Source organism: Streptomyces sp. NPDC053431 (genome assembly GCF_044544925.1).
Lineage (GTDB): Bacteria > Actinomycetota > Actinomycetes > Streptomycetales > Streptomycetaceae > Streptomyces.
The window spans coordinates 347,733-367,941 of sequence record NZ_JBITXX010000004.1 but is presented as its reverse complement, the minus strand read 5'-3'; the positions used below and the strand labels follow the sequence as shown (position 1 = coordinate 367,941).

Genomic DNA, 20,209 nt, shown 5'->3' with positions numbered 1-20,209 from the left:
CCGGGACGGCGCGGCGCGGTGCCCCAGTGGCCCGCAGGGCGCGGCTCTGGCCCGCGCGGCGCCCCCCGGCTCGCGCGGCGCCCCCCGGCTCGCGCGGCGCCCCCGGCTCGCGCGGCGCCCCCGGCCCGCGCGGCGCCTTCGGCACGGCGGCGAGGAAACGGACGGACCGTCACGCATAGTGCGATCAACGCATGATCGCCGGAATCGTGCCGGTTCGAAGGAGCGCCGCCGTGCCCCACGCACCTGTCCCGGACCACGACGAGCCCGCCACCGCTCCCGCCCCCCGCCGGGTCTCCCGGCGCCGGCTGCTGCTCGCCCTCGCCGGCGCGGCGGCCCTCACCGCCGTCCCCCCGGGCGCCGCCGGAGCGGCCGCCGCACCCGCCCGGCACGCCGAGCGGACCGGCCGGCCCGTCGCCCCACGGACCGCCGAACGGGTCGACGCACTCCTCGCCCAGCTCACCCTCGAGGAGAAGACCGCCCTGCTGCACGGCGCCACCGACCCCGAGGGACTCGGGCAGGCCGGCTACGTGCCCGGCGTCCCCCGCCTCGGCATCCCGGCGCTGCGCCTCGCCGACGGCCCCGCCGGAGTCCGGGTCCGGACGCCCGCGACCGCGCTCCCCGCGCCCGTCATGCTCGCCGCCGCCTTCGACCCCGGACTCGCCCGTGCCTACGGACGCGTCCTCGGGCGCGAGGGCCGCGCCCTCGGCCAGGACGTACTGCTCGCGCCGATGGTCAACCTCATCCGCACCCCGTACGCGGGACGCAACTTCGAGACCTTCTCCGAGGACCCGCTGCTCTCCGCCGACCTCGCCGCCGAGGAGGTCCGCGGCATCCAGGCCGAGGGCCTGATCGCCGCCGTCAAGCACCTCGCCCTCAACAACCAGGAACGCGACCGGATGACGGTCGACGTCCGGGCCGGTGAACAGACCCTCCACGAGACCGAACTCCGCGCCTTCGAGGCGGCCGTCGCCGCCGGCGCGGGCGCCGTCATGGCCGCGTACAACAAGGTCGACGGCGTCCACGCCACCGAGAGCGGCGCCCTCCTCACGGCCGTCCTGCGCGACCGGTGGGGATTCGACGGCTGGGTCGTGAGCGACTGGGGCGCCGTCCACTCCACCGTGGCCGCCGTGACGGCCGGCTGCGACATGGAGATGCCCGGCGGCGCCTACTACGGCGCCGCCCTGCGCCGCGCCGTGCGCGACGGCCGCATCGAGGAGGCCGCCGTCGACACCGCCGTCCGCCGCGTCCTCGCCGTACGCGAACGCTTCGGCCTCCTCGACGGGAAGAGCGCCGCCACCCGCGCCGAGCGGGACGCCGCGGCCGGAGCCCGCCTCGCGCGCCGTGTCGCCACCGCCGGGGCCACCCTGCTCCGCAACGAGCGCCGGACGCTGCCGCTCACGGGTCCGGCCGCCCGCTCGATCGCCGTCATCGGCCCCAGCGGGGCGGTGCCCTTCGTCAGCGGCGGCGGCAGCGCCCACGTCGTTCCCGACACCGCCACCAGCCCGCTCGACGCCCTGCGCGCCCGCGCCGGCGACGACGCCACCGTCACCCACGCGCTCGGCGAGGACGTCTACGGCAGGCCGCTGCCCGTCGCCGGGGCACCCGCCGGGACCGCAGACCCGCTCGACGCCGTCACCGTCGCCGCCGGCGAGACCTGGAGTTACGACGGCACCTTCACCACCACGGCCGACGACGACTGGAGCTTCTTCGTCCACTACGGCGGCAGCCGTCCCACGGTGACCCTCGACGGCGCGGAGCTCTTCCCTGCGAACGGGACCGTCGGCGCGTACGTCTTCGGCGGGATCGGCGGCCGCGCCGCCGACGGACTGCAGCTGCGCCGCGCCGACCGCCGCCTCACGGCCGGCGCCCACCGCCTCACCGTGACCGCCCGGGGCGGCGGCGGGGGACAGGTCGTCCGGCTGCGCGCGACCAGTGGCGCCCACCGGGCCGCCGATGTCGCCGAAGCGGTCGCCGCCGCCCGCGTCGCCCACAGCGTCGTGCTCTTCGCCTACGAGGACGCCACCGAGGGCCGCGACCGCACCGGCCTCGCGCTGCCCGGCCGGCAGGACGCCCTCGTCGCGGCCGTGACCGCCGCCAACCCGCGGACCACCGTGGTCCTGAACACCTCGTCGGCCGTCACCATGCCCTGGCTGGACGCCACCGGCGCCGTGCTCCAGATGTACTACCCGGGTCAGGAGGGCGGCCCCGCCACCGCCGCCGTGCTGTTCGGCGACATCGACCCCGGCGGCCGGCTCACCCAGACCTTCCCGCGCTCCGAGACCGCCCACCCCACGGCCGGCGACCCCGGCCGCTACCCCGGGCAGGGCGGCATCGAGGAGTACGGCGAGGGGATCCACGTCGGCCACCGCTGGTACGACGCCGAGGACGTCACGCCGCTCTTCCCGTTCGGGCACGGCCTCTCGTACACGAGCTTCGGCTACGAGCGGCTGAGCGTCGTCCCCGACGGCGACGGGCTGCACGTCACCTTCACCGTCGCCAACACCGGAGACCGCACCGGCTTCGAGGTGGCCCAGGTCTACGCCGGGCCGTCGCCGGCCCTCGCCGCCCTGGGCCTCGACCAGCCGCGCCGCCTCCTCGCCGGCTACCGGCGCCTCCAGCTCGCCCCGGGCGAGCGACGCCGGATCACCGTGCCGGTGGCCGCGCGGACCCTGTCGTCGTGGGACCGGGCCCGGCACGACTGGGTGCTCGGCACCGGGGAGCGCGAGGTGTGGGTCGGGGCCTCCTCCCGCGATCTCCGGCTGCGGGCCCGGGCCCGGGTGGGCGCTTAGCGGCCGCTTACCGTGTTCGCGGTACCCTGCCCGCATTCGATCGCCGACCCGGGAGAGGAACCCGCGTGCACGTCCAGGAATGGCTGGAGACGATCCCCGCGGTCGCCGTCTACGCACTGGTCGGGGTGGTGATCGGGGTCGAGAGCCTGGGCATCCCCCTGCCCGGCGAGATCGTCCTGGTGAGCTCGGCCCTGCTCGCCTCGCAGCACGGCCACATCGACCCGTACGTCCTCGGCGCCTGCGCCAGCGTCGGGGCCGTCGTGGGCGACTCCATCGGCTACGCGATCGGCCGCAAGGGCGGCCGGCCGCTGCTGAGCAGACTCGGCAAGAGGTTCCCGAAGCACTTCAGCGAGGCCAACATCGGCCTCGCCGAGCGTTCCTTCGAGAAGTGGGGCATGTGGGCGGTGTTCTTCGGCCGCTTCGTCGCCCTGCTGCGGATCTTCGCCGGCCCGCTCGCGGGCGTGCTGCGCATGCCGTACTGGAAGTTCCTCATCGCCAACGTCTTCGGCGGCATCCTCTGGGCGGGCGGCACCACGGCCGTCATCTACTCCGTGGGGATCGTCGCCGAGGCCTGGCTCAAGCGCTTCTCGTGGCTCGGCCTCGTGCTCGCGGTCCTCATCGGACTCGCCTCGATGCTGGTCTTGAAGAGCCGGGCCAAGAAGGCCGCGGCGGCGGCCGAAGCCCGCTCCGAGGCCCCGGTCCCGGCCCCGGCCGAGGCCACGGCCGACTGAGGGCGGGCGAAAAGGGGCCGTCCCGGCGGCCGTCCCGGCGAGGGGCGGCCGGTCAGGGAGAGCCGCAGACGGGCCAGGGCCTTGCGGGCCCCTGGCCGGTCCGCCGCCCCCAAGCGCGCCGCCCCCCAGGCCGACCGCCCTCCGGTCTCAGTTCTCGAAGGCCTCGGCGTGGCCCTTGGCCAGGTGCAGGTACATCTCGGCGTTGAGCCGGATGCCCGCCAGCTCCTCCTCGGTCAGCGGGCGCCGCACCTTCGCGGGCACGCCCGCGACCAGCGAGCCCGGCGGCACCTCCATCCCCTGGGGGACCAGCGCCTGCGCCGCCACCAGGGAACCGGCGCCGATCCGCGCCCCGTTGAGGATCGTGGCGCCCATGCCGACGAGGACGTCGTCCTCGATCGTGCAGCCGTGCACGGTGGCGTTGTGGCCGACCGTCACCCGCGCGCCGATCGACACCGGGAAGCCGGGGTCGACGTGGACCGTGCAGTTGTCCTGGACGTTGGCGTCCTCGCCGATCTCGATGGGGCCGCAGTCCGCCCGCAGCACGGCGTGGTACCAGACGCTGGCGCGCGGTCCGAGGGTGACCTCGCCGAGCACGACCGAGGTCGGCGCCGTGAAGGCGGTCGGGTCGACCTTCGGCTCCTTGCCGCCGACGCCCTTGATCAGTGCCCCCGGCACTGCTTCTGCCATCGCTTCGCTCCTTCGCTCCGTCACGCCTCGGGCGGAAGACTAGTCGGGGCCCATGACGGACATCACAGCGCACCGAACCGATCATCGACGACACCGCCGACTACGGTGTCCGGGTGCCCCGGAACAGAAACACGTTCTCATCGCTGACCGCCTGGCGACGCCGTGTCGTCGCCCGCGCCCTGCAGAGCGGCTGGCGCCGGATCCAGCAGGCCGGCGCGGTCACCGCCGAGCACCCGGGACGGCTGCGGTTCCGCCGGATCGGCGAGGGCACCCGGCTCGCCTTCCCCCAGGGCTCCGTCTTCGGCGAGCCGTGGATCGAGATCGGCGCCTGCTGCATCATCGCCGAGCAGGTCACGCTGACCGCGGGCATGTTGCCGGACCTCGACCTCGGCAAGGACACCGTGCTCACCCTCGGGGACGGGGTCGTCCTCGGCCGCGGCAGCCACGTGATCGCCGACGCGCCGATCACCATCGGCTCGGACGTCTACTGCGGGCCGTACGTCTACATCACCTCGACCAATCACAGCTACGACGACCCCGACGTGCCCATCGGCCGGCAGTGGCCGCGCTCCGCACCGGTCGAGATAGGCCCCGGCTGCTGGCTCGGCACGGGCGCCGTGATCCTGCCCGGCGCCCGGCTCGGCCGGAACGTCGTGGTGGCCGCCGGAGCGGTCGTACGGGGCGAGGTGCCCGACCACTCCGTGGTCGCGGGCGCGCCCGCGAAGGTGGTCCGCTCCTACGACCCGGAGCAGGGCTGGCAGCCGCCGCTGCGCACCCCCGCGCCGAGGCCGATCCCGGACGGCATCACCCCGGAGCAGCTGGCCGCGCTCGCGGCGCTCGACCCGGACGCGCTCGGCGCGCTCGACGAACTCGACCGCGCGCCCGGACCCGACGGTCCGACCGGCCGTGACGGCGTCGGCCGTGACGACGTCAGCCGTGCCGACGTCGCCGGTCGCGACGGCGCTCACGACCTGGCCGCCCGGGAGGGCTGAAACCGGCCCGGCTCGAGGGCCGGGCACGGGCGGGCTCGCGGGCCGAAGGTGCGGGACGGGCGGGCTCGCTGGCCGAGGGTGCGGGACGGGCGGGCTCGCGGGCCGAGGGCCGGGCGCGGGCGGGCAGGCGGCCGAGGATGCGGCGCCGCCGACCCCCGGAGCGTCCGGTCCCGTCAGCCCGTGGCCAGCAGGACCGTGCCCACCAAGGCCAGACCCGCGCCCGCCGCCTGCACCGCCCTCAGGCGCTCCTTGAGGACGCCGCGGGCGGCCAGCGCCGTCACCACCGGGTAGAGGCTCGCGAGGACCGCGGCGATCGTCACAGCGGCGACCACGCCCCGTACCCCGCCGCCGTCCTCCGGCAGCACCCGGCCGCCGCGCCGGACGGAAAGCCACAGGGCGCCGCCGCCGACGGCCACGTTGGTGACGCGCTGCACGAACAGGGCGAGGAAGAGCCCGGTCAGGCTGGTGGACGCCTCGGAGATCAGGGCCATCACCGCGCTGAAGCCGAAGGCCGCCACGAGCGTGAGAAGCACCGCCTGGCGCTGTACCGGGGCGCCGCGCAGCTCGGGGCCGCCCGCGAGGACCACACCGACGATCGCCACCGCGATGCCGGCGAACTGGAGGAGGCCGGGGCGGTCGCCCAGCAGAAGGCCGACGCCCACGGGCACGACGACGCCGAGCGAGCCGAGCGGGGAGACCACGCCCATCGGGCCGAGCGCGAGCGCCCGGTAGAAGGCGAGCATCGCGGCCGGGCCGACCGCGCCGGCCGCGACCGCGTACCAGAGCAGGGGCCCCGCCTCGCTCAGGGCGCCGGTGGCGAGGACGACGGTGCCGAGGACGGCGACCGCGATGCTCTGGGACACCACGACGACGGTCAGGGCCGGGAAGCGCCGGGTGAGCAGCCCCCCGCCGAAGTCGGCCAGACCCCAGAGCAGGCTGGTGGCCAGGGCGAACAACGCCGTCAGTGCCGTCATCGGTGGTGCCTCGCAGTACAGTGCAATGAACAATCGGGTGCACCACACGGTAGTACAGCCTGTTGAACTCTGTCATTCACAATATTGGACGGAATGTGTCGGACCTCGACCAGCTCACCCAGTCGCTCGCCCGGAACCTGAAGCGCTGGCGCAACGAGCGCGGCTTCACCCTCGACGCGCTCGCCGCCCGGGCCGGGGTCAGCCGCGGCATGATCATCCAGATCGAGCAGGCCCGCACGAACCCGAGCGTCGGCACCACCGTGAAGCTGGCCGACGCGCTCGGCGTCTCGATCACCACCCTCCTCGACTACGAGCAGGGCTCGCACGTCCGTCTGGTGCCGCCGGACCAGGCCGTGCGCATGTGGTCCACCTCCACCGGCAGCCACACCACGCTGCTCGCCGGCACCGAGGCCCGCGGCCCGCTGGAGCTGTGGCACTGGACCCTGATGCCCGGCGACGGCAGCGCCTCCGACCCGCACCCCGACGGCACCACCGAGCTCCTGCACGTCACGGAGGGCACGCTGACCCTCGTCGTGGACGGCGCGGAGCACCTCATCCCGGCCGGCACCTCCGCCGTCTTCGAGAGCAACGTGCCGCACGCCTACCGCAACGAGGGCGAGGAGACGGTCGAGATGACGATGGCCGTGTCCATCCCGCCCGCCCGCTGAGGCCGCCCACGCACCCCACGCACGTCCGCGCACCCCTGGCCGTACGGCACCGCCCACGCACCCCCCTGCCCGTACGGCACCGCCCGCCCGTTGAGACGAACAGCCGCCTTCCGGCGCGGACTTGTTAGCGTGCCGGTATGCGCGCACCCATCGGAGACTTCACCGACGTCCGACCCGCCCTCGACCGCCTCGACCTGCTCACCGCGCCCGTCGCCGCGGCCGTCCGCGCGTGGCGGGGCAGCGTCCCCGCCGAATCCGTCCTCTACGTGGACACCGACCCGGCCATCGCCGACACGGCGGTGTTCGTCGAGCACTACGGGCAGCGGCTGCTCGACGAGTCCGCGAACTGCGTGATCGTGGCGGGCAAGCGCGGCGAGAGCACGACCCTGGCCGCCTGCGTGGTGCGCTCGGGCACCCGGATCGACGTCAACGGGGCCGTCCGCAAGCAGCTCGGCTCCCGCAAGGTCCGCTTCGCGCCGATCGACGTCGCCACCGGGGACACCGGCATGGAATACGGCGGCATCACGCCCCTCGGCCTGCCCGAGGGCTGGCCGGTCCTGGTGGACGCCACCGTCGTGGACACCGAGTGGGTGCTCGTGGGCAGCGGGCGGCGGCGCGGCAAGATCATCCTGCCGGGCAAGGCCTTCGCCGAGCTGCCGGGCGCCGTCGTCCTGGAGGGGCTCGGCCTCGAGCCCGCCCCGGAGCCGCCCGGCGTCAGCTGAGCTTCGGTATCTCGATGGCCGGGCAGCGGTCCATGACCATGTCCAGGCCGGCCTCCCGGGTCCGGTCGTACGCCTCCGGGTCGACCACGCCGAGCTGGAACCAGACCGCCTTGGCGCCGATCGCGACCGCCTGGTCCGCGACCGCGCCCGCCAGGCCGCTGTTGACGAAGACGTCGACCACGTCGACCGGGAAGGGGATGTCGGCCAGGCTCGCGTACCCCTGCTCGCCGTGCACCGTCTCCGCCTTCGGATGGACCGGCACGATCCGCTTGCCGAAGCGCTGCAGCAGGGCGGCGATCCTGTAGGCGTCCCGCCCCCGGTTGCCGGAGAGGCCCACGATCGCCCACGTGTCGCCGCTCTCGGTGAGGATCCTGCGGACGGTCTCCGACTCCGTCTCGGCGGTCCTGGTCTCGACGCTCATGTGCCGCTGCCTTCCGTGACATCCGTACGTGCGTGAACCACGCGGTCGTCCTGGTGAACGATCCGTGACCGTCGGTCATTCCCGGCCCGGACCGGCAGCGCGCGGGACCCGCCCCGGACGGAGCGGGCCGGCCGGGCGCATAGGCTGTCGGGATGCAGGAGCAGTACCGCACGCTCGCCGGCGAGGGCGTCCACGAGACCGAGATCAACCGATCGCGCTTCATCTGCGCGCTCGCGCCCGCCGCCACCGAGGAGGAGGCGCAGGCGTTCGTCGCCCGCATCCGCCGCGAGCACCCGACCGCCACGCACAACTGCTTCGCGTACGTCATCGGTGCCGACGCCTCCGTCCAGAAGGCCTCCGACGACGGCGAACCCGGCGGCACCGCGGGCGTCCCCATGCTCCAGATGCTCCTGCGCCGCGAGATGCGCTACGTCGCCGCCGTCGTCACCCGTTACTACGGCGGCGTGAAGCTCGGCGCGGGCGGCCTCATCCGCGCGTACGGCGGAGTCGTCGGCGAGGCCCTGGACGCGCTGGGCACGGTCACCCGGCGCCGCTACCGGCTCGCCACCGTCACCGTCGACCACCACCGCGCGGGCAGGCTCCAGAACGACCTGCGGTCCACCGGCCGGTCCGTGCGGGAGGTCAGCTACGGCGCCGCCGTCACCATCGAGATCGGACTGCCCGACGCCGACGTGACGGACTTCACGGCCTGGCTCGCCGACGCGACGGCCGGCGAGGCGAGCTTCGAACTGGGCGGGGAGGCGTACGGCGATGCCTGAGACGGCGCCGACCGCCACCCGCGCTGTCGTACCCCACCGATACGCTCCCGGATCATGAGGCTTCTGCACACGTCGGACTGGCATCTGGGACGCTCCTTCCACCGGGTCGCCCTGCTCGACGCCCAGGCCGCCTTCCTCGACCACCTGGTGGCGACGGTGCGCGAGCGCGAGGTGGACGCCGTCCTCGTGGCCGGCGACGTCTACGACCGGGCCGTGCCCCCGCTCGCCGCCGTCGAGCTCTTCGACACCGCCCTGCACCGGCTCGCCGAGGCGGGCGTGCCCACCGTCATGATCTCCGGCAACCACGACTCGGCCCGCCGCCTCGGCGTCGGCGCCGGCCTCATCGAGCGGGCCGGCATCCACCTGCGCACCGACCCGGCCGGCATCGGCACCCCGGTCCTGCTCACCGACGCCCACGGCGACGTCGCCCTCTACGGCCTGCCCTATCTCGAACCCGCCCTGGTCCGCGAGCGGTTCGGCGCCGAGAAGGCCGCGCACGAGTCCGTGCTCGCCGCCGCCATGGACCGGGTCCGCGCCGACCTCGCCACCCGGCCCGACGGCACCCGATCCGTCGTCCTCGCCCATGCCTTCGTCGCGGGCGGCGAGGCCAGCGACAGCGAGCGCGACATCACCGTCGGCGGCGTCGCCGCCGTCCCCGCCGGAGTCTTCGACGGCGTCGACTACGTGGCCCTCGGACACCTCCACGGCAGCCAGACCCTCACCCCCCGGATCCGCTACTCCGGCTCGCCCCTCGCCTACTCGTTCTCCGAGACCACCCACCGCAAGACCATGTGGCTGATCGAGCTCGGAGCCGACGGCGCGGTCGACACCGCCGAACGCGTCGACTGCCCCGTGCCCCGCCCGCTCGCCCGGATCCGCGGCCGGCTCGACGACCTGCTCGCCGATCCCGCGCTCACCCGCCACGAGGAGGCCTGGGTGGAGGCCACCCTCACCGACCCGGTGCGGCCCGCCGAGCCCATGGCCCGGCTCACCGAACGCTTCCCGCACACCCTCAACCTGGTCTTCGAGCCGGAGCGCACCGACGACGACCCGCTCCTCTCCTACGCCACCCGCCTGCGCGACCGCAGCGACCAGCAGATCGCGGAGGACTTCGTGGCCCACGTACGCGGCGGCGCCGGCCCCGACGGCGCGGAGCGCGCCGTCCTCCACGGCGCCTTCGACGCCGTGCGCGTCGACGCGGCGGAGCGCGAGGTGAGCGGCCGGTGAGGCTCCACCGCCTGACGATCTCCGCCTTCGGGCCCTTCGGCACCCCCCAGGAGATCGACTTCGACGCGCTGTCGTCGGCCGGGCTCTTCCTCCTGCACGGACCCACCGGCGCCGGCAAGACCTCCGTCCTCGACGCCGTCTGCTTCGCCCTCTACGGCGCCGTCCCCGGCGCCCGCCAGAGCCCCGGGACCGTCCTGCGCAGCGACCACGCCCCCGTCGGCACCACCACCGAGGTCACCCTCGAACTGACCGTGGGGGAGCGGCGCCTGGAGATCACCAGGAGCCCGGCGCAGCTGCGCCCCAAGAAGCGCGGCGGCGGCTTCACGACGGAGAAGGCCCAGAGCACGCTGCGCGAGTACGACGCCGGGACCGGCACCTGGAAGGGGCTCAGCCGCTCCCACCAGGAGATCGGCGAGGAGATCACCCAGCTCCTCGGGATGAGCCGCGACCAGTTCTGCCAGGTCGTCCTGCTGCCGCAGGGCGACTTCGCCCGCTTCCTGCGCGCCGACGCCGAGGCCCGCGGAAAACTCCTCGGCCGGCTCTTCGACACCCGCCGCTTCGCGGCCGTCGAGGACCGCCTGGCCGAGTTGCGCCGGGCCGCCGAGCACGAGGTCCGGGAGGGCGACGAGCGGCTCCTCGCCCTCGCCCACCGGATGGCCGAGGCCGCCGGGACCCGCGGCGCGCCGCCGGAGCAGCGCCCGGGCGAGCCCGGCCTCGCCGAGGCCGTGCAGATCCGTGCCGCACTCGCCCGCACCGACGCCCGCGAGGCCCACGACATCGCCCGACTGCGCCTGGCCGCCGCCGAACGGCGCGAGGCCGCCGCCCGCGCCGCGCTCGACGCCGCGCGCGAACTCGCCGAGCGCCAGGCCCGGCACGCCGACGCGCTGCGCCGACGCGAGGAGCTGGCCGCCCGCCGCCCGGAGCGCGACGCCTGGCAGACCGCCCTCGACCGCTCCCTGAAGGCCGACCGGGTCGCCCCCGCGCTCGGCCTGCGCGAGCACGCCGAGCGCGCCCTCCGGACCGCGAACGAGGCCCGCGACCGCGCCCGCGCCGTACTGCCCCCCGACCTGGCCGAGGCCGGAGCCGAACACCTCTCCACGGTGGAGCGGCGCCTGCGTGAGGAACTCGGCGGCCTGGAGGCCGCCCGCCGCGCCGAGCAGCGCTGCGCGGAGATCGCCGCCGAGCGGGCCGCCCTGGACCGCGAGGCGCGCGCGGACGAGGAGTTCCTCCAGGACGCCGCCGCCTGGCTGGCCGACTGGGAGCCGCACCGCGCCGAACTCCAGCGGCGCGTCGAGGCCGCCCAGGAGGCCACCGCCCGCGCCGAACAGCTCGCCGGCCGCCTCGAACCGGCCCGCCGCCGCCTCGCCGCCGCCCGCCGCCGCGACGCCCTCGCCACCGAACTCGACGCCGCCCGCGCCCGGTTGACGGAGGCGCGCGAGCGCCGCAACGAGGCCCACGAGCACTGGCTCGACGTCCGGACCCGCCGCCTGCGCGGCATCGCGGCCGAGCTCGCCGCCGCCCTCGAACCCGGCACCCCCTGCCAGGTCTGCGGCTCGGCCAGCCACCCCGACCCGGCCCGCGCCACGGCCGACCACGTCGACCGCGCCGCGGAGGACGCCGCCTACGCCGCGTACACCCGGGCCGACGAGACCCGCACGGCCGCGGAGACCGCCGTCGCGGCCACCGCGGAGGCCTGGGAGACCGCGCGCCAGGAGACGACGGCGGGCCGGGCGACGGGCGAGAGCGGCACCGGCGCCGTGGACGCGGAGGCGGCCCCCGAGGAGCCCACCGTCGCCGAGCTCGCGCGCGTGGTCGACGAGCTCGCCCGCGAGCAGGCCGAGGCGCACGCGCTCGCCGCCCGGACCCATGCCGCCCGTGAGGAGCTCGCCCGGGCCGAGCGGGAGCACGAGGAGCGGGTGGGCGCGCAGCGCGAGGCCGAGACCCGGGTGGCCGCGCGGACCTCGCGACGAGAGGCACTCGAGCAGCAGCAGGACGCCATCGAGGCCGAGTTGGCGCGGTCCCGCGGCGAGTCCGGCAGCGTCGCCGCCCACGCGACGCTCCTGGAGCGGCGGATCGCGCTGCTGACGGAGGCCGCCGAGGCCGTGCGGACCGCGGAGCTCGCGGCGCGCGGCCTGAAGGAGGCCGACGACCGGCTCGCCGACGCCGCCTTCAGGGCCGGCTTCGCCACCCCGGCCGAGGCCGCCGCCGCTCTCCTCGACGAACCGGAGCGCCGCGCCCACCAGCAGCGCGTGGACGCCTGGCAGGCCGAGGCCGCCGCGGTCGCGGACCGGCTCGGCGAAGCCGCCACCGCGGCCGCCGCCGCGCTGCCGCCCGCCGACCCGGCCGCCGCCGAGGCCGCGCACGCCGCCGCCGCGCGGGTGCTGCGCGAGGCCGACACGGCGCTCGCCGCCGTACGCGAACGGGTCGGCGCGCTGGACCGGTTGTCCCGGCAGGCCGACGCCGAGGTCCGCCGGCTCGGCCCGCTCCGCGAGGAGTACGAGCGGGTGGCCCGGCTCGCCGGGCTCACGGCCGGCACCTCGGCCGAGAACGAACGCAAGATGCGCCTGGAGTCGTACGTCCTCGCCGCCCGCCTGGAACAGGTCGCCGCCGCGGCCACCGCCCGGCTCCAGCGCATGTCCTCCGGCCGCTACACGCTCGTGCACTCCGACGCCCGCAGCGGCGGCCGGCGGGCCGGCCTCGGCCTGCACGTGGTCGACGCCTGGACGGGCAACGAGCGGGACACCGCGACGCTGTCCGGCGGCGAGACCTTCTTCGCCTCCCTAGCGCTCGCCCTCGGCCTCGCCGACGTCGTCACCGACGAGGCCGGCGGGGTCCGGCTCGACACCCTCTTCATCGACGAGGGCTTCGGCAGCCTCGACGACCAGACCCTCGACGAGGTCCTCGACGTCCTGGACTCGCTGCGCGAGAGCGACCGCAGCGTCGGCATCGTCAGCCATGTCGGCGACCTGCGCCGCCGCATCCCGGCCCAGCTGGAGGTGGTCAAGGCCCGGCACGGTTCCGCGGTGCGGCTGCGGACCGGCGGGGAGGCGCTCAGCGGCTGATCGGCCGCCGGCCAGGCTCAGCGGCTGATCGGGCGGCGGGGGAGGGGGGAGGAGTAGACGACGCTGGTGGTGACCGAGCCGAGCGCGCCGACCTTGCCGGAGATCTCCTCCAGGTGCCTCATCGACCGGGCGGCGACCTTCAGGACGAAGCAGTCGTCGCCGGTGACGTGGTGCGCCTCCAGGACCTCGGGCGTGGCGTCGATGAGGTCGTGGAAGGGCTTGTAGTTGCCGTTGGGGTAGCGCAGCCGGATGAAGGCGAGGATCGGCAGCCCGAGGCGCTCCTGGTCGACGACCGCCGTGTAGCCGGCGATGACCCCGGCCTCCTCCATGCGCCGCACCCGCTCGGTCACCGCCGACGGCGACATGGACACGGCCCGGGCGAGCTCGGCGAAGCTGGCCCGCCCCTGGTCCTGGAGGGCATCGAGAATCCGCCAGTCCGTGGCGTCCGGGATGTATCCGCTGGTCATGGGCGTGACCCTGCAGAAAAAACCCCGGGAGTGCAAGCGCCTCCCGGGGTCCGCCCACGATACGGAACAGGCGAAAGAGGGGGAGAGCGGGTGATTCCGCCCGGAACCCCCTCCCCGGCCCGCTCAGAGCCGCGAGATCTCGTCCACCAGGTCGTCCAGGCCCAGCGGCCCCTGCGACAGCGCCGCCATGTGCCACGCCTTCGCGTCGAAGGATTCGCCGTGCGCCGCCTGCGCGTTGGCGCGGCCGAGCAGCCAGGCGCGCTCGCCCAGCTTGTAGCCGATCGCCTGGGCGGGGACGGAGAGGTAGCGCGTCATCTCGCTCTCCACGAAGGCCGGCGGCCGGCTGCTGTGCCGCTGGAAGAACTCCTGCGCCAGCTCGGGCGTCCACCGCTCGCCGGGGTGGAACGGGGAGTCCGCCGGGATCTCCAGCTCCAGGTGCATGCCGATGTCGACGATCACCCGGCAGGCCCGCATCATCTGGCCGTCCAGATAGCCGAGCCGCCGCTCCGGGTCGGGCAGGAAGCCCAGTTCGTCCATCAGGCGCTCCGCGTACAGCGCCCAGCCCTCCGTGTTGGCGCTGACCTTGCCGATCGTCGCCTGGTAGCGGGAGAGGCGGTCGGCGACGTGCACCCACTGCGCGATCTGCAGGTGGTGGCCCGGCACACCCTCGTGGTACCAGGTCGACACCAGGTCGTAGACCGGGAACCGGGTCTGCCCGTCCACCGGCAGCCAGGTGCGGCCGGGGCGCGAGAAGTCCTCCGAGGGGCCGGTGTAGTACGGGGCCGCGGCGCCGCCCGGCGGTGCGATGCGGGACTCCACCTGCCGCACCCGGTCGGCCAGTTCGAAGTGGGTGCCGTCCAGCGACTTGATCGCCTCGTCCATCAGCTGCTGCAGCCAGGCCTGGACCTCGTCCACACCCTCGATGTGGGTGCCGTGCTCGTCGAGGTGGGCCAGGGCCTCCCACGGGTCGGCGCCCGGCAGGATCCGGTCGGCCTCGCGCCTCATCTCGCCCAGCAGCCGGTGGTATTCGGACCAGCCGTACGCGTAGGCCTGGTCGAGGTCCAGGTCGGTGCCGTTGAAGAAGCGCGACCAGCGGCGGTAGCGCTCGCGGCCCACCGTGTCGGGGGCGCCGGCCACCGCGGGGGCGTACACGTCGCGCATCCAGTCCCGCAGCGCCACCACGGCCCGGTCCGCCGCCGCGCCCGCCGCCGCGAGCTCGGCCCGCAGCTCCTCGTGGACCGTGTCGCCGGCCTTCTCGGCGCCGTCGGTGAATCCCTCGAACCAGCCCCGGGGCGTACCGTCCTGGCCCGCGCCGCCCGCGCCCGCCCACTCGGTCAGCTGCCCGACGAACGTGGCGGTGGCCCGGGGGCCGCCGCGCATGCCGCGTTCGAGCCCGAGCGCGAGCGAGGCCCGGTAGCCCTCCAGGGCGGCCGGGACCGCGCGGAGCCGGGCGGCGACGGCCGTCCAGTCCGCGGCGGTCGCCGTCGGCAGCATCGTGAAGGAGATCCGCACGCTGTGCGCGGGCGAGCGCAGATTGCTCACCGTACACAGGCCCTCGTCCGCCTCGTGCACCAGGAGTTGGGCGGACAGCCGTTCCCGCAGCAGCCGCGCGCAGCGCCGCTCCGCCTCGTCCTCGGCGCCGGGCAGCCGCTCGGCCTCGTCGAGCCGGGCGAGCGTGCGCCGGGCCAGCTCGGCGAGGGCCTCCTGGCCGGCGGGGGAGAAGTCGGGCAGCCGTCCCGCGCTCTCGTGGACTCCCAGGAAGGTACCGGTGATCGGGTCGAGTTCGATGAGCGCGTCGACGTAGTCGTCGGCGACCTGGCGGGGAAGTGCGGTGCGGGAAGTCTCTGGCATGACGCTCATCCTGACCCGTCCATGGTCCGCTCGTCACCACGACCGAGCTCACTCGGCTGACAAGTGAGCGCCCGGAACAGGCGCGGGCGGTGCTCCGCACGCCCCTCGCCCGACGTCCGGACGGGGCTCCACCCAAGCCGGCCCGGGCCGCACGGCGGACCCGACCGGCGTGCGTCGCCGCAGGTCGGCCGGGTTCGCGGCGGGCGCCCGGGCCGAGGGGCGTGGGGCCCGCCGGGAGAGCGGAGCGCCCGGGACGCCGGGCGGTTCCCTGCCCGCCCGGCGCGCGGCCCGATCAGTTCCCGCCGGACCGGCCCGACCCGGCCGGATGACAGGGCGTCGCCCCCGGCCGGAGATTGGCCGGATTCCGTCGCAGCGGGTGTCCGAGGACGGCGTCGTCATCTCGCGACGGGCGAGGAACGGGGGCTTCGCCCGTGTCCGGCCCGCCGGAACCGGCCAATGGCCGAACTCGGCAGGGCGATTTCGCGCTACCGCCGGGTAACCGTTCGGGGTGCTCTCCAGGTCACCGCCCGGTGCCCCTCCGCCGCGGGAGCGGCGGCCCTCAGCGCCCGGTCCGGCGGGGCGCCGCGGCGTCCGTGGCGGCGTTCACGGAGGTGTCCGGCGCCTTCTGCGGGGCGGCCGCCGGGGTCGTGCCAGGCGTCGCGGCCGGCCGGCTCGTCAGGCGGGCGGTGATGACCAGGGTGCCCTCCTCGATCTGGTAGTCGAGGGGCAGGTTCAGCGCCCGCATGGCGGCCACCATGCCGGTGTTGGAGGACTGGGTCACCGCGTAGACGCTGTCGCAGCCGGCCTCCTCGGCCAGGGCCACGAGCCGGCCGAGGAGTTCGGAGCCGATGCCGCGCCGCTGCCAGTCGTCCTCGACGAGGAGGGCGACCTCCGTCTCGTCGCCGTCCCACAGCAGGTGCCCGAGGGCGACGACCCGGCCGGATGCGGTCTGCACGGCGAGGGTGCGGCCGAACCGGGGGCTCAGCAGGTGGTCGAGGTAGCGGTCGGCGTCGCCGACGGGGCCGTGGTACCGCCGGCCGAGGGTGCGGGCGGAGCAGCGGTCGTGCATGGCGCGCGCGGCGGCCAGGTCGCGCTGGTCGGCGCGGCGGACGGTGATCTCGTTGCCCTCGGGCAGGGTGAACACGTCGCTGCTGCGGGGGATGCGCGGACCGAGCCGGGCGTCGAGTTCGACCAGGGCGCGGGCCCGGGCGAACTCGGTGGGGGTGAAGGGCAGATGGGGCCGCTCGACGACGATCGTGCCGCCGTTCGGGTCGCGCAGCCGCATCACCCTCTCCTCGAGGACCCCTTCCACGGGGGCGGGTTCGCCGGTGGGCCGGCCGCTGAGGGAGACCGGCGGCACGGAGTGGATGGTGCAGCGGCCGAGCAGCTGGCGCAGGGCGAGGGGCAGTTCGGCCGCGTCGAGCGCGGTGCGGGTGGCCAGTCCGAGCACCCGGGTCGGGGTGTCCACGAGGTCGTGGGCGTCGGCCCGCTCGGTCCAGGTGTCGCTGCCGCCGGCGGCGGCGATCGCCCGGGTCAGCTCGCTCGTCTGGAGCGCGGCGGGCGCGCGGAGCAGGAACTCGTCGACGGTGCCCTCGGCGAGCGGATGGGTCTGCAGGGTCAGGATGTCGACCCCGTGGCGGGCGAGCACCGTGCACAGTGCGGCGAGGCTGCCCGGCGTGTCGCGGACCGTGGTCCGCATCCGCCACAGGACCGTGCCGGCCGACACGGGGGTGGAGTCGGCGCCGGAACGGACGGCCGGCGGCAGCGGGGCGTCCCCGCTGCCGCCGGGATCGTCGGCGGGCGGCGCATGGCTGTGCCGACGGGCCCACCACGTGTGGAACGCGGCGGTGGCGACCAGCGCGATCGCCGAGAACACGAGCAGGTAGGGGCCGTCGTGTCCCTTGACGACCGTCTTGGCGATCGTGTCGGCCACCACCACGGCGGTGAACAGGGCCGCGAGCTCGATCAGGTCGTGCCGCCAGTGGTGGGCGCGGCGGGCGTTCTTCGTGGGCGTCATGTCGGTCATGACCTCACTGTGACCCAGCGGTGTTGCGTGATCACGAACGCTTTGTGACCGACGGGTTAAGTGCCGATCTGGGCGCCTAGTGACCGATTTCGGCCCCTTCTGAAGGAGTCTGATCGGCGTTCTGTCCGAGTGCGGCAAGCAGTCGACGTGCCTGCGTCACCAGCTGAGAGGAACCCGCCCGCGCCGCCGTCTCCGCGAGCCCCGCCGGCTCCCCCGAGGCCCCGCACCGCTCCACGCACTCGGCGGCCACCGCCACCAGCTCCCCCGTCCCGTGCACCGCCTTCGGCGCCCTGAACAGACCCGGAAGCAGCGCGGCGAGCACCGCGTACACCGTGGCGTACGCCCCCGTCGAGGCCGCCGTACGGACCGCGTCCGCGAGCCGGTTCGGCTTCACCGTACCCTCGGCGACCAGGTCGGAGAGCCGGGCGGCGAGGAGCGCCGGATCCAGGTCCCCCCGCGCCGCGAGAACGAGCAGCGCGTCCACGGCGGTCAGCCGGTCCTCCGCGTGCCGGCAGCCGAGTCCTATCGCCAGGGCCAGATGGACGGCCGGACCGGCCGGACCGTCCGCCTCGGCGAGCGCCGTGAGACCCCAGGCCGCACCGCGCTCCTCGCACTCGGCCGCGCCGGCCAGCGACGGCAGCAGCCAGGCCCCTAGGGTCTCCCGGTCGTCCGGCAGCACCCCCGGCCAGAGTGGACGCAGCGCCGACCAGTGATACCTGCCGCACCCGCGCGCGGACTCCGTCGGCTCCGCCCCCAGCCAGTGGAACGCGGGCGGGAACTCCTTCCTGATCGTCCGGTGCTCCCGTACCGCGAGCACCAGCCGGTCCGCGAGCCACCACGAACTCGACCGGCTGTCCTCGCTCCTGGCGAGGAACCGCAGCCCCGGGGCGAGGGACTCCGCCGCCGTCAGCCAGTCCGCGAGCCGCGCACCGGCCCTCGTGCCGAGCCCCGCCGCCTCCCTCGCGGCCCGCGCCGCCGACGGGTCGGCCTTCCGCACCCGCAGCAGCGCCTGGGCGAGATCCACCGGCAACGGCTCGACCCCGGCGTCCCGGTACTCCCGCAGCCGCTCCACCAGCACCAGCGGATCGACGGCCCCGGTGTGCAGCGTGGGGGTGGCGAGCAGGAACGGCACCGGCGCCGCCGTGGCCATCAGCCACGCGACCTCCCACGAGCGGACGTCGACCGCCCTGTTCAGCGCCTCGTGCGCACACCCCGGCGCCTGGAAACGGCGCCTGCGGGCGATGTCGAGCTGGGCCGGCCGCACCCCGCCGACGAGCGCGGCGAGGACGGTGAGCACGCCCTCCGAACTCCGGACCACATGATCCTGGCGCTCCAGCCAGTACTCTCCCGCGAAGGTCTCCCGCACGGCCGCCGCCAGTGCCTCCCGGTCCCGGTAGGCATGGCGGACGACGCCGTCCAGGGCCCGCTCGAAGTCCTCGACGGACTCGTACGGATTCCGGGCCAGGGTGACCAGGTCCTCCATCAGCTCCGCGACCGTCTCCGCCGCCGGCGCGAGGGGGCGCGGCTCCGGCACGGGCGGCAGGACCTCCTCGTACGGACCGGCGTCGACGACCGCCGCCCCGCCGAACAGCTCCACCGCGGCCGCCCGGTGCACCGGGCTCAACAGCTCGGCCGCACCGGCGAGCTCCTCGCGCACCCGCTCGTCCACCCCCGCCAGGTGACGTCCCACCAGGGCGAGGCCGCGCTCCTGGATCGCCGTGTCCTCGTGCCCGAACACGTCGGTGACCACCGGCAGCAGCTCCTCGGCCGCCCCCGGCTCCCGCCGCAGCACCTTGCCGAGCAGCGTCAACTGCGCCCGCACCAGCTTCTTCTCCGTGCGGAACAGCACGGCGCCGGACATCTCCGCCAGCTGCGGCACCGTGAGCCCGCCGTCGAGCGCCAGCTCCGCCAGGACCTCCTGCGCGTACGCCGCCACCGGCGACGGGGCGTCCGCCACCATGCCCAGCCAGTCGGGCACCCGCCCGCGCCGCTCCTCGCCGGTCGTCCCGAGCAGCTGGAGCAGCGTCAGAGGGAAGCGCAGGTCGCGCGGCCGCCCGCCGCGCAGCAGCCGGGCGACGCAGCCCTCGACCAGCACGGCCCGGTCCAGGACGCCCTCGTCGGCGAGCGTCTTCAGCGCGGTCGGCCAGTGCGTGGGCGCCTCCGGGCCCACCGACCAGGTGAGCCGGTCCGGCGTCTCGGTCAGCTCCAGGACGCGGGGCACGAGCACCGGCGTCTGCGGGTCGGAGCGCAGCCGCTCCAGCAGCCGCGCGTCCGTCATCTCACGGGTCCAGCCGCGGAGATACGCCTCCGTGGCCGGCGCCGGACTGCCGGAGCGCACCACCAGGCCGTGCACCAGTCCGTAGTCGTCGTCGGCGACCGCGGGCCGCTCGGCCAGCCGCCGTGCCACGTCCGCGAGCCACGCGGGCTCCCGGTCCGCCAGCACCTCCAGCAGGTCGTCGCTCGCGTTCCGCCCCCAGCCCGCCAGGTCACGGGAGGCGATCCAGGCGGCCGCCGCGGCGGCGCCCGTGTGGCACCCGGCCCCCGCCACCCGCAGCGCGCGCTGCGCCTCCACCTGCTCGTTCCACCGGTTCCAGTCCCAGCCACGCACCTCCTTGCGCAGCTCCTTCAGCTCCGTGAGGACCGTCTTGCGGCCGGCCGCGTCCAGCCGCCGGAGCAGCCCCGGCACCGCTCCGTGCCGGCCCGCGCGCACGGCCGCCAGCAGCTCCCCGGCCGCGCCCTCCGTCATCTCCGTCGCCGCCGTCGTTCCCGTCGCCCCTGTCACTTCTGGCGCCCCCGTCACTTCCGCCGTCCTC

Annotated in this window: 14 protein-coding genes and 1 pseudogene; 8 read left to right on the top strand and 7 right to left on the bottom strand. The window is 75.5% G+C overall.

Annotation, left to right across the window (positions count from 1 at the left end; genetic code table 11):
* Nucleotides 1-230: 230 nt before the first annotated feature.
* Nucleotides 231-2,789, top strand: coding sequence for a glycoside hydrolase family 3 C-terminal domain-containing protein (locus tag ACIGXE_RS14325; protein WP_399746973.1), 2,559 nt, complete (start codon nt 231-233; stop codon nt 2,787-2,789).
* Nucleotides 2,790-2,854: 65 nt separating this feature from the next.
* Nucleotides 2,855-3,520 (top strand): DedA family protein, encoded by a 666-nt coding sequence (locus ACIGXE_RS14320; protein WP_399746972.1) that lies wholly within the window; start codon nt 2,855-2,857, stop codon nt 3,518-3,520.
* Nucleotides 3,521-3,667: 147 nt separating this feature from the next.
* Here the strand turns inward: ACIGXE_RS14320 and ACIGXE_RS14315 are convergent, their stop codons facing one another.
* The gene (locus ACIGXE_RS14315) at nt 3,668-4,207 is read right to left on the bottom strand and encodes a gamma carbonic anhydrase family protein (protein WP_399746970.1); all 540 of its coding nucleotides are present in this window, start codon (nt 4,205-4,207) and stop codon (nt 3,668-3,670) included.
* 113 nt (nt 4,208-4,320) lie between these two features.
* On the opposite strand from ACIGXE_RS14315, the pseudogene ACIGXE_RS14310 reads away from it, so the two are divergent.
* Nucleotides 4,321-5,049: pseudogene (locus ACIGXE_RS14310) on the top strand (acyltransferase); the annotation flags it as partial.
* Nucleotides 5,050-5,372: 323 nt separating this feature from the next.
* On the opposite strand, the gene ACIGXE_RS14305 reads toward ACIGXE_RS14310, so the two are convergent.
* A complete protein-coding gene (locus ACIGXE_RS14305; RefSeq protein ID WP_399747145.1) occupies nt 5,373-6,164 on the bottom strand; it encodes an EamA family transporter in 792 nt (263 codons plus the stop codon).
* 104 nt (nt 6,165-6,268) lie between these two features.
* Here ACIGXE_RS14305 and ACIGXE_RS14300 point away from each other — a divergent pair, with 104 nt between their 5' ends.
* Nucleotides 6,269-6,841, top strand: coding sequence for a helix-turn-helix domain-containing protein (locus ACIGXE_RS14300; protein WP_399746968.1), 573 nt, complete (start codon nt 6,269-6,271; stop codon nt 6,839-6,841).
* A 137-nt stretch (nt 6,842-6,978) separates the two neighbouring features.
* Entirely contained in the window at nt 6,979-7,563 is a 585-nt protein-coding gene (locus tag ACIGXE_RS14295) for a YbaK/EbsC family protein (protein ID WP_399746967.1), read from the top strand.
* On the opposite strand, the gene ACIGXE_RS14290 is transcribed toward ACIGXE_RS14295, so the two are convergent.
* The gene (locus tag ACIGXE_RS14290; RefSeq protein ID WP_399746965.1) at nt 7,556-7,984 is read right to left on the bottom strand and encodes a CoA-binding protein; all 429 of its coding nucleotides are present in this window, start codon (nt 7,982-7,984) and stop codon (nt 7,556-7,558) included. The two genes, ACIGXE_RS14295 and ACIGXE_RS14290, sit on opposite strands and share 8 nt — an antisense overlap.
* A 152-nt stretch (nt 7,985-8,136) precedes the next feature.
* Between ACIGXE_RS14290 and ACIGXE_RS14285 the strand changes: the two genes are divergently transcribed.
* The 3 genes from ACIGXE_RS14285 to ACIGXE_RS14275 are packed head-to-tail and all read left to right on the top strand — an operon-like array spanning nt 8,137 to nt 13,052.
* Nucleotides 8,137-8,763, top strand: a complete 627-nt coding sequence (locus tag ACIGXE_RS14285; RefSeq protein WP_399746963.1) for a YigZ family protein — start codon at nt 8,137-8,139, stop codon at nt 8,761-8,763.
* A gap of 54 nt (nt 8,764-8,817) precedes the next feature.
* Nucleotides 8,818-9,990, top strand: coding sequence for an exonuclease SbcCD subunit D (locus tag ACIGXE_RS14280; protein WP_399746961.1), 1,173 nt, complete (start codon nt 8,818-8,820; stop codon nt 9,988-9,990).
* Entirely contained in the window at nt 9,987-13,052 is a 3,066-nt protein-coding gene (locus ACIGXE_RS14275) for an AAA family ATPase (protein ID WP_399746959.1), read from the top strand. Before ACIGXE_RS14280 ends, ACIGXE_RS14275 begins: the two co-directional genes overlap by 4 nt.
* Nucleotides 13,053-13,069: 17 nt before the next feature.
* Here the strand turns inward: ACIGXE_RS14275 and ACIGXE_RS14270 are convergent, their stop codons facing one another.
* From ACIGXE_RS14270 to ACIGXE_RS14255, 4 genes are all read right to left on the bottom strand, one after another.
* Complete coding sequence (locus ACIGXE_RS14270) at nt 13,070-13,519, bottom strand: Lrp/AsnC family transcriptional regulator (protein WP_399746957.1); 450 nt, start codon at nt 13,517-13,519, stop codon at nt 13,070-13,072.
* 123 nt (nt 13,520-13,642) lie between these two features.
* Nucleotides 13,643-15,370, bottom strand: a complete 1,728-nt coding sequence (locus ACIGXE_RS14265; protein WP_399746955.1) for a DUF885 domain-containing protein — start codon at nt 15,368-15,370, stop codon at nt 13,643-13,645.
* Between the two features lie 559 nt (nt 15,371-15,929).
* Nucleotides 15,930-17,387 carry a GNAT family N-acetyltransferase gene (locus ACIGXE_RS14260; protein WP_399747143.1) on the bottom strand — a complete coding sequence of 486 codons (1,458 nt, stop codon included), beginning with the start codon at nt 17,385-17,387 and terminating at the stop codon, nt 15,930-15,932.
* Nucleotides 17,388-17,472: 85 nt separating this feature from the next.
* Nucleotides 17,473-20,178: a DUF6493 family protein gene (locus tag ACIGXE_RS14255; RefSeq protein ID WP_399746954.1), complete on the bottom strand. Its 2,706-nt coding sequence runs from the start codon at nt 20,176-20,178 to the stop codon at nt 17,473-17,475.
* Nucleotides 20,179-20,209: the final 31 nt, after the last annotated feature.

Bases quoted from the DNA above. Each gene is read 5' to 3' on its own strand.
- ACIGXE_RS14270 (WP_399746957.1), bottom strand. From the start codon at position 13,519: ATGACCAGCGGATACATCCCGGACGCCACGGACTGGCGGATTCTCGAT.
- ACIGXE_RS14280 (WP_399746961.1), top strand. From the start codon at position 8,818: ATGAGGCTTCTGCACACGTCGGACTGGCATCTGGGACGCTCCTTCCAC.
- ACIGXE_RS14260 (WP_399747143.1), bottom strand. From the start codon at position 17,387: ATGACGCCCACGAAGAACGCCCGCCGCGCCCACCACTGGCGGCACGAC.
- ACIGXE_RS14285 (WP_399746963.1), top strand. From the start codon at position 8,137: ATGCAGGAGCAGTACCGCACGCTCGCCGGCGAGGGCGTCCACGAGACC.
- ACIGXE_RS14290 (WP_399746965.1), bottom strand. From the start codon at position 7,984: ATGAGCGTCGAGACCAGGACCGCCGAGACGGAGTCGGAGACCGTCCGC.
- ACIGXE_RS14265 (WP_399746955.1), bottom strand. From the start codon at position 15,370: ATGCCAGAGACTTCCCGCACCGCACTTCCCCGCCAGGTCGCCGACGAC.
- ACIGXE_RS14315 (WP_399746970.1), bottom strand. From the start codon at position 4,207: ATGGCAGAAGCAGTGCCGGGGGCACTGATCAAGGGCGTCGGCGGCAAG.
- ACIGXE_RS14295 (WP_399746967.1), top strand. From the start codon at position 6,979: ATGCGCGCACCCATCGGAGACTTCACCGACGTCCGACCCGCCCTCGAC.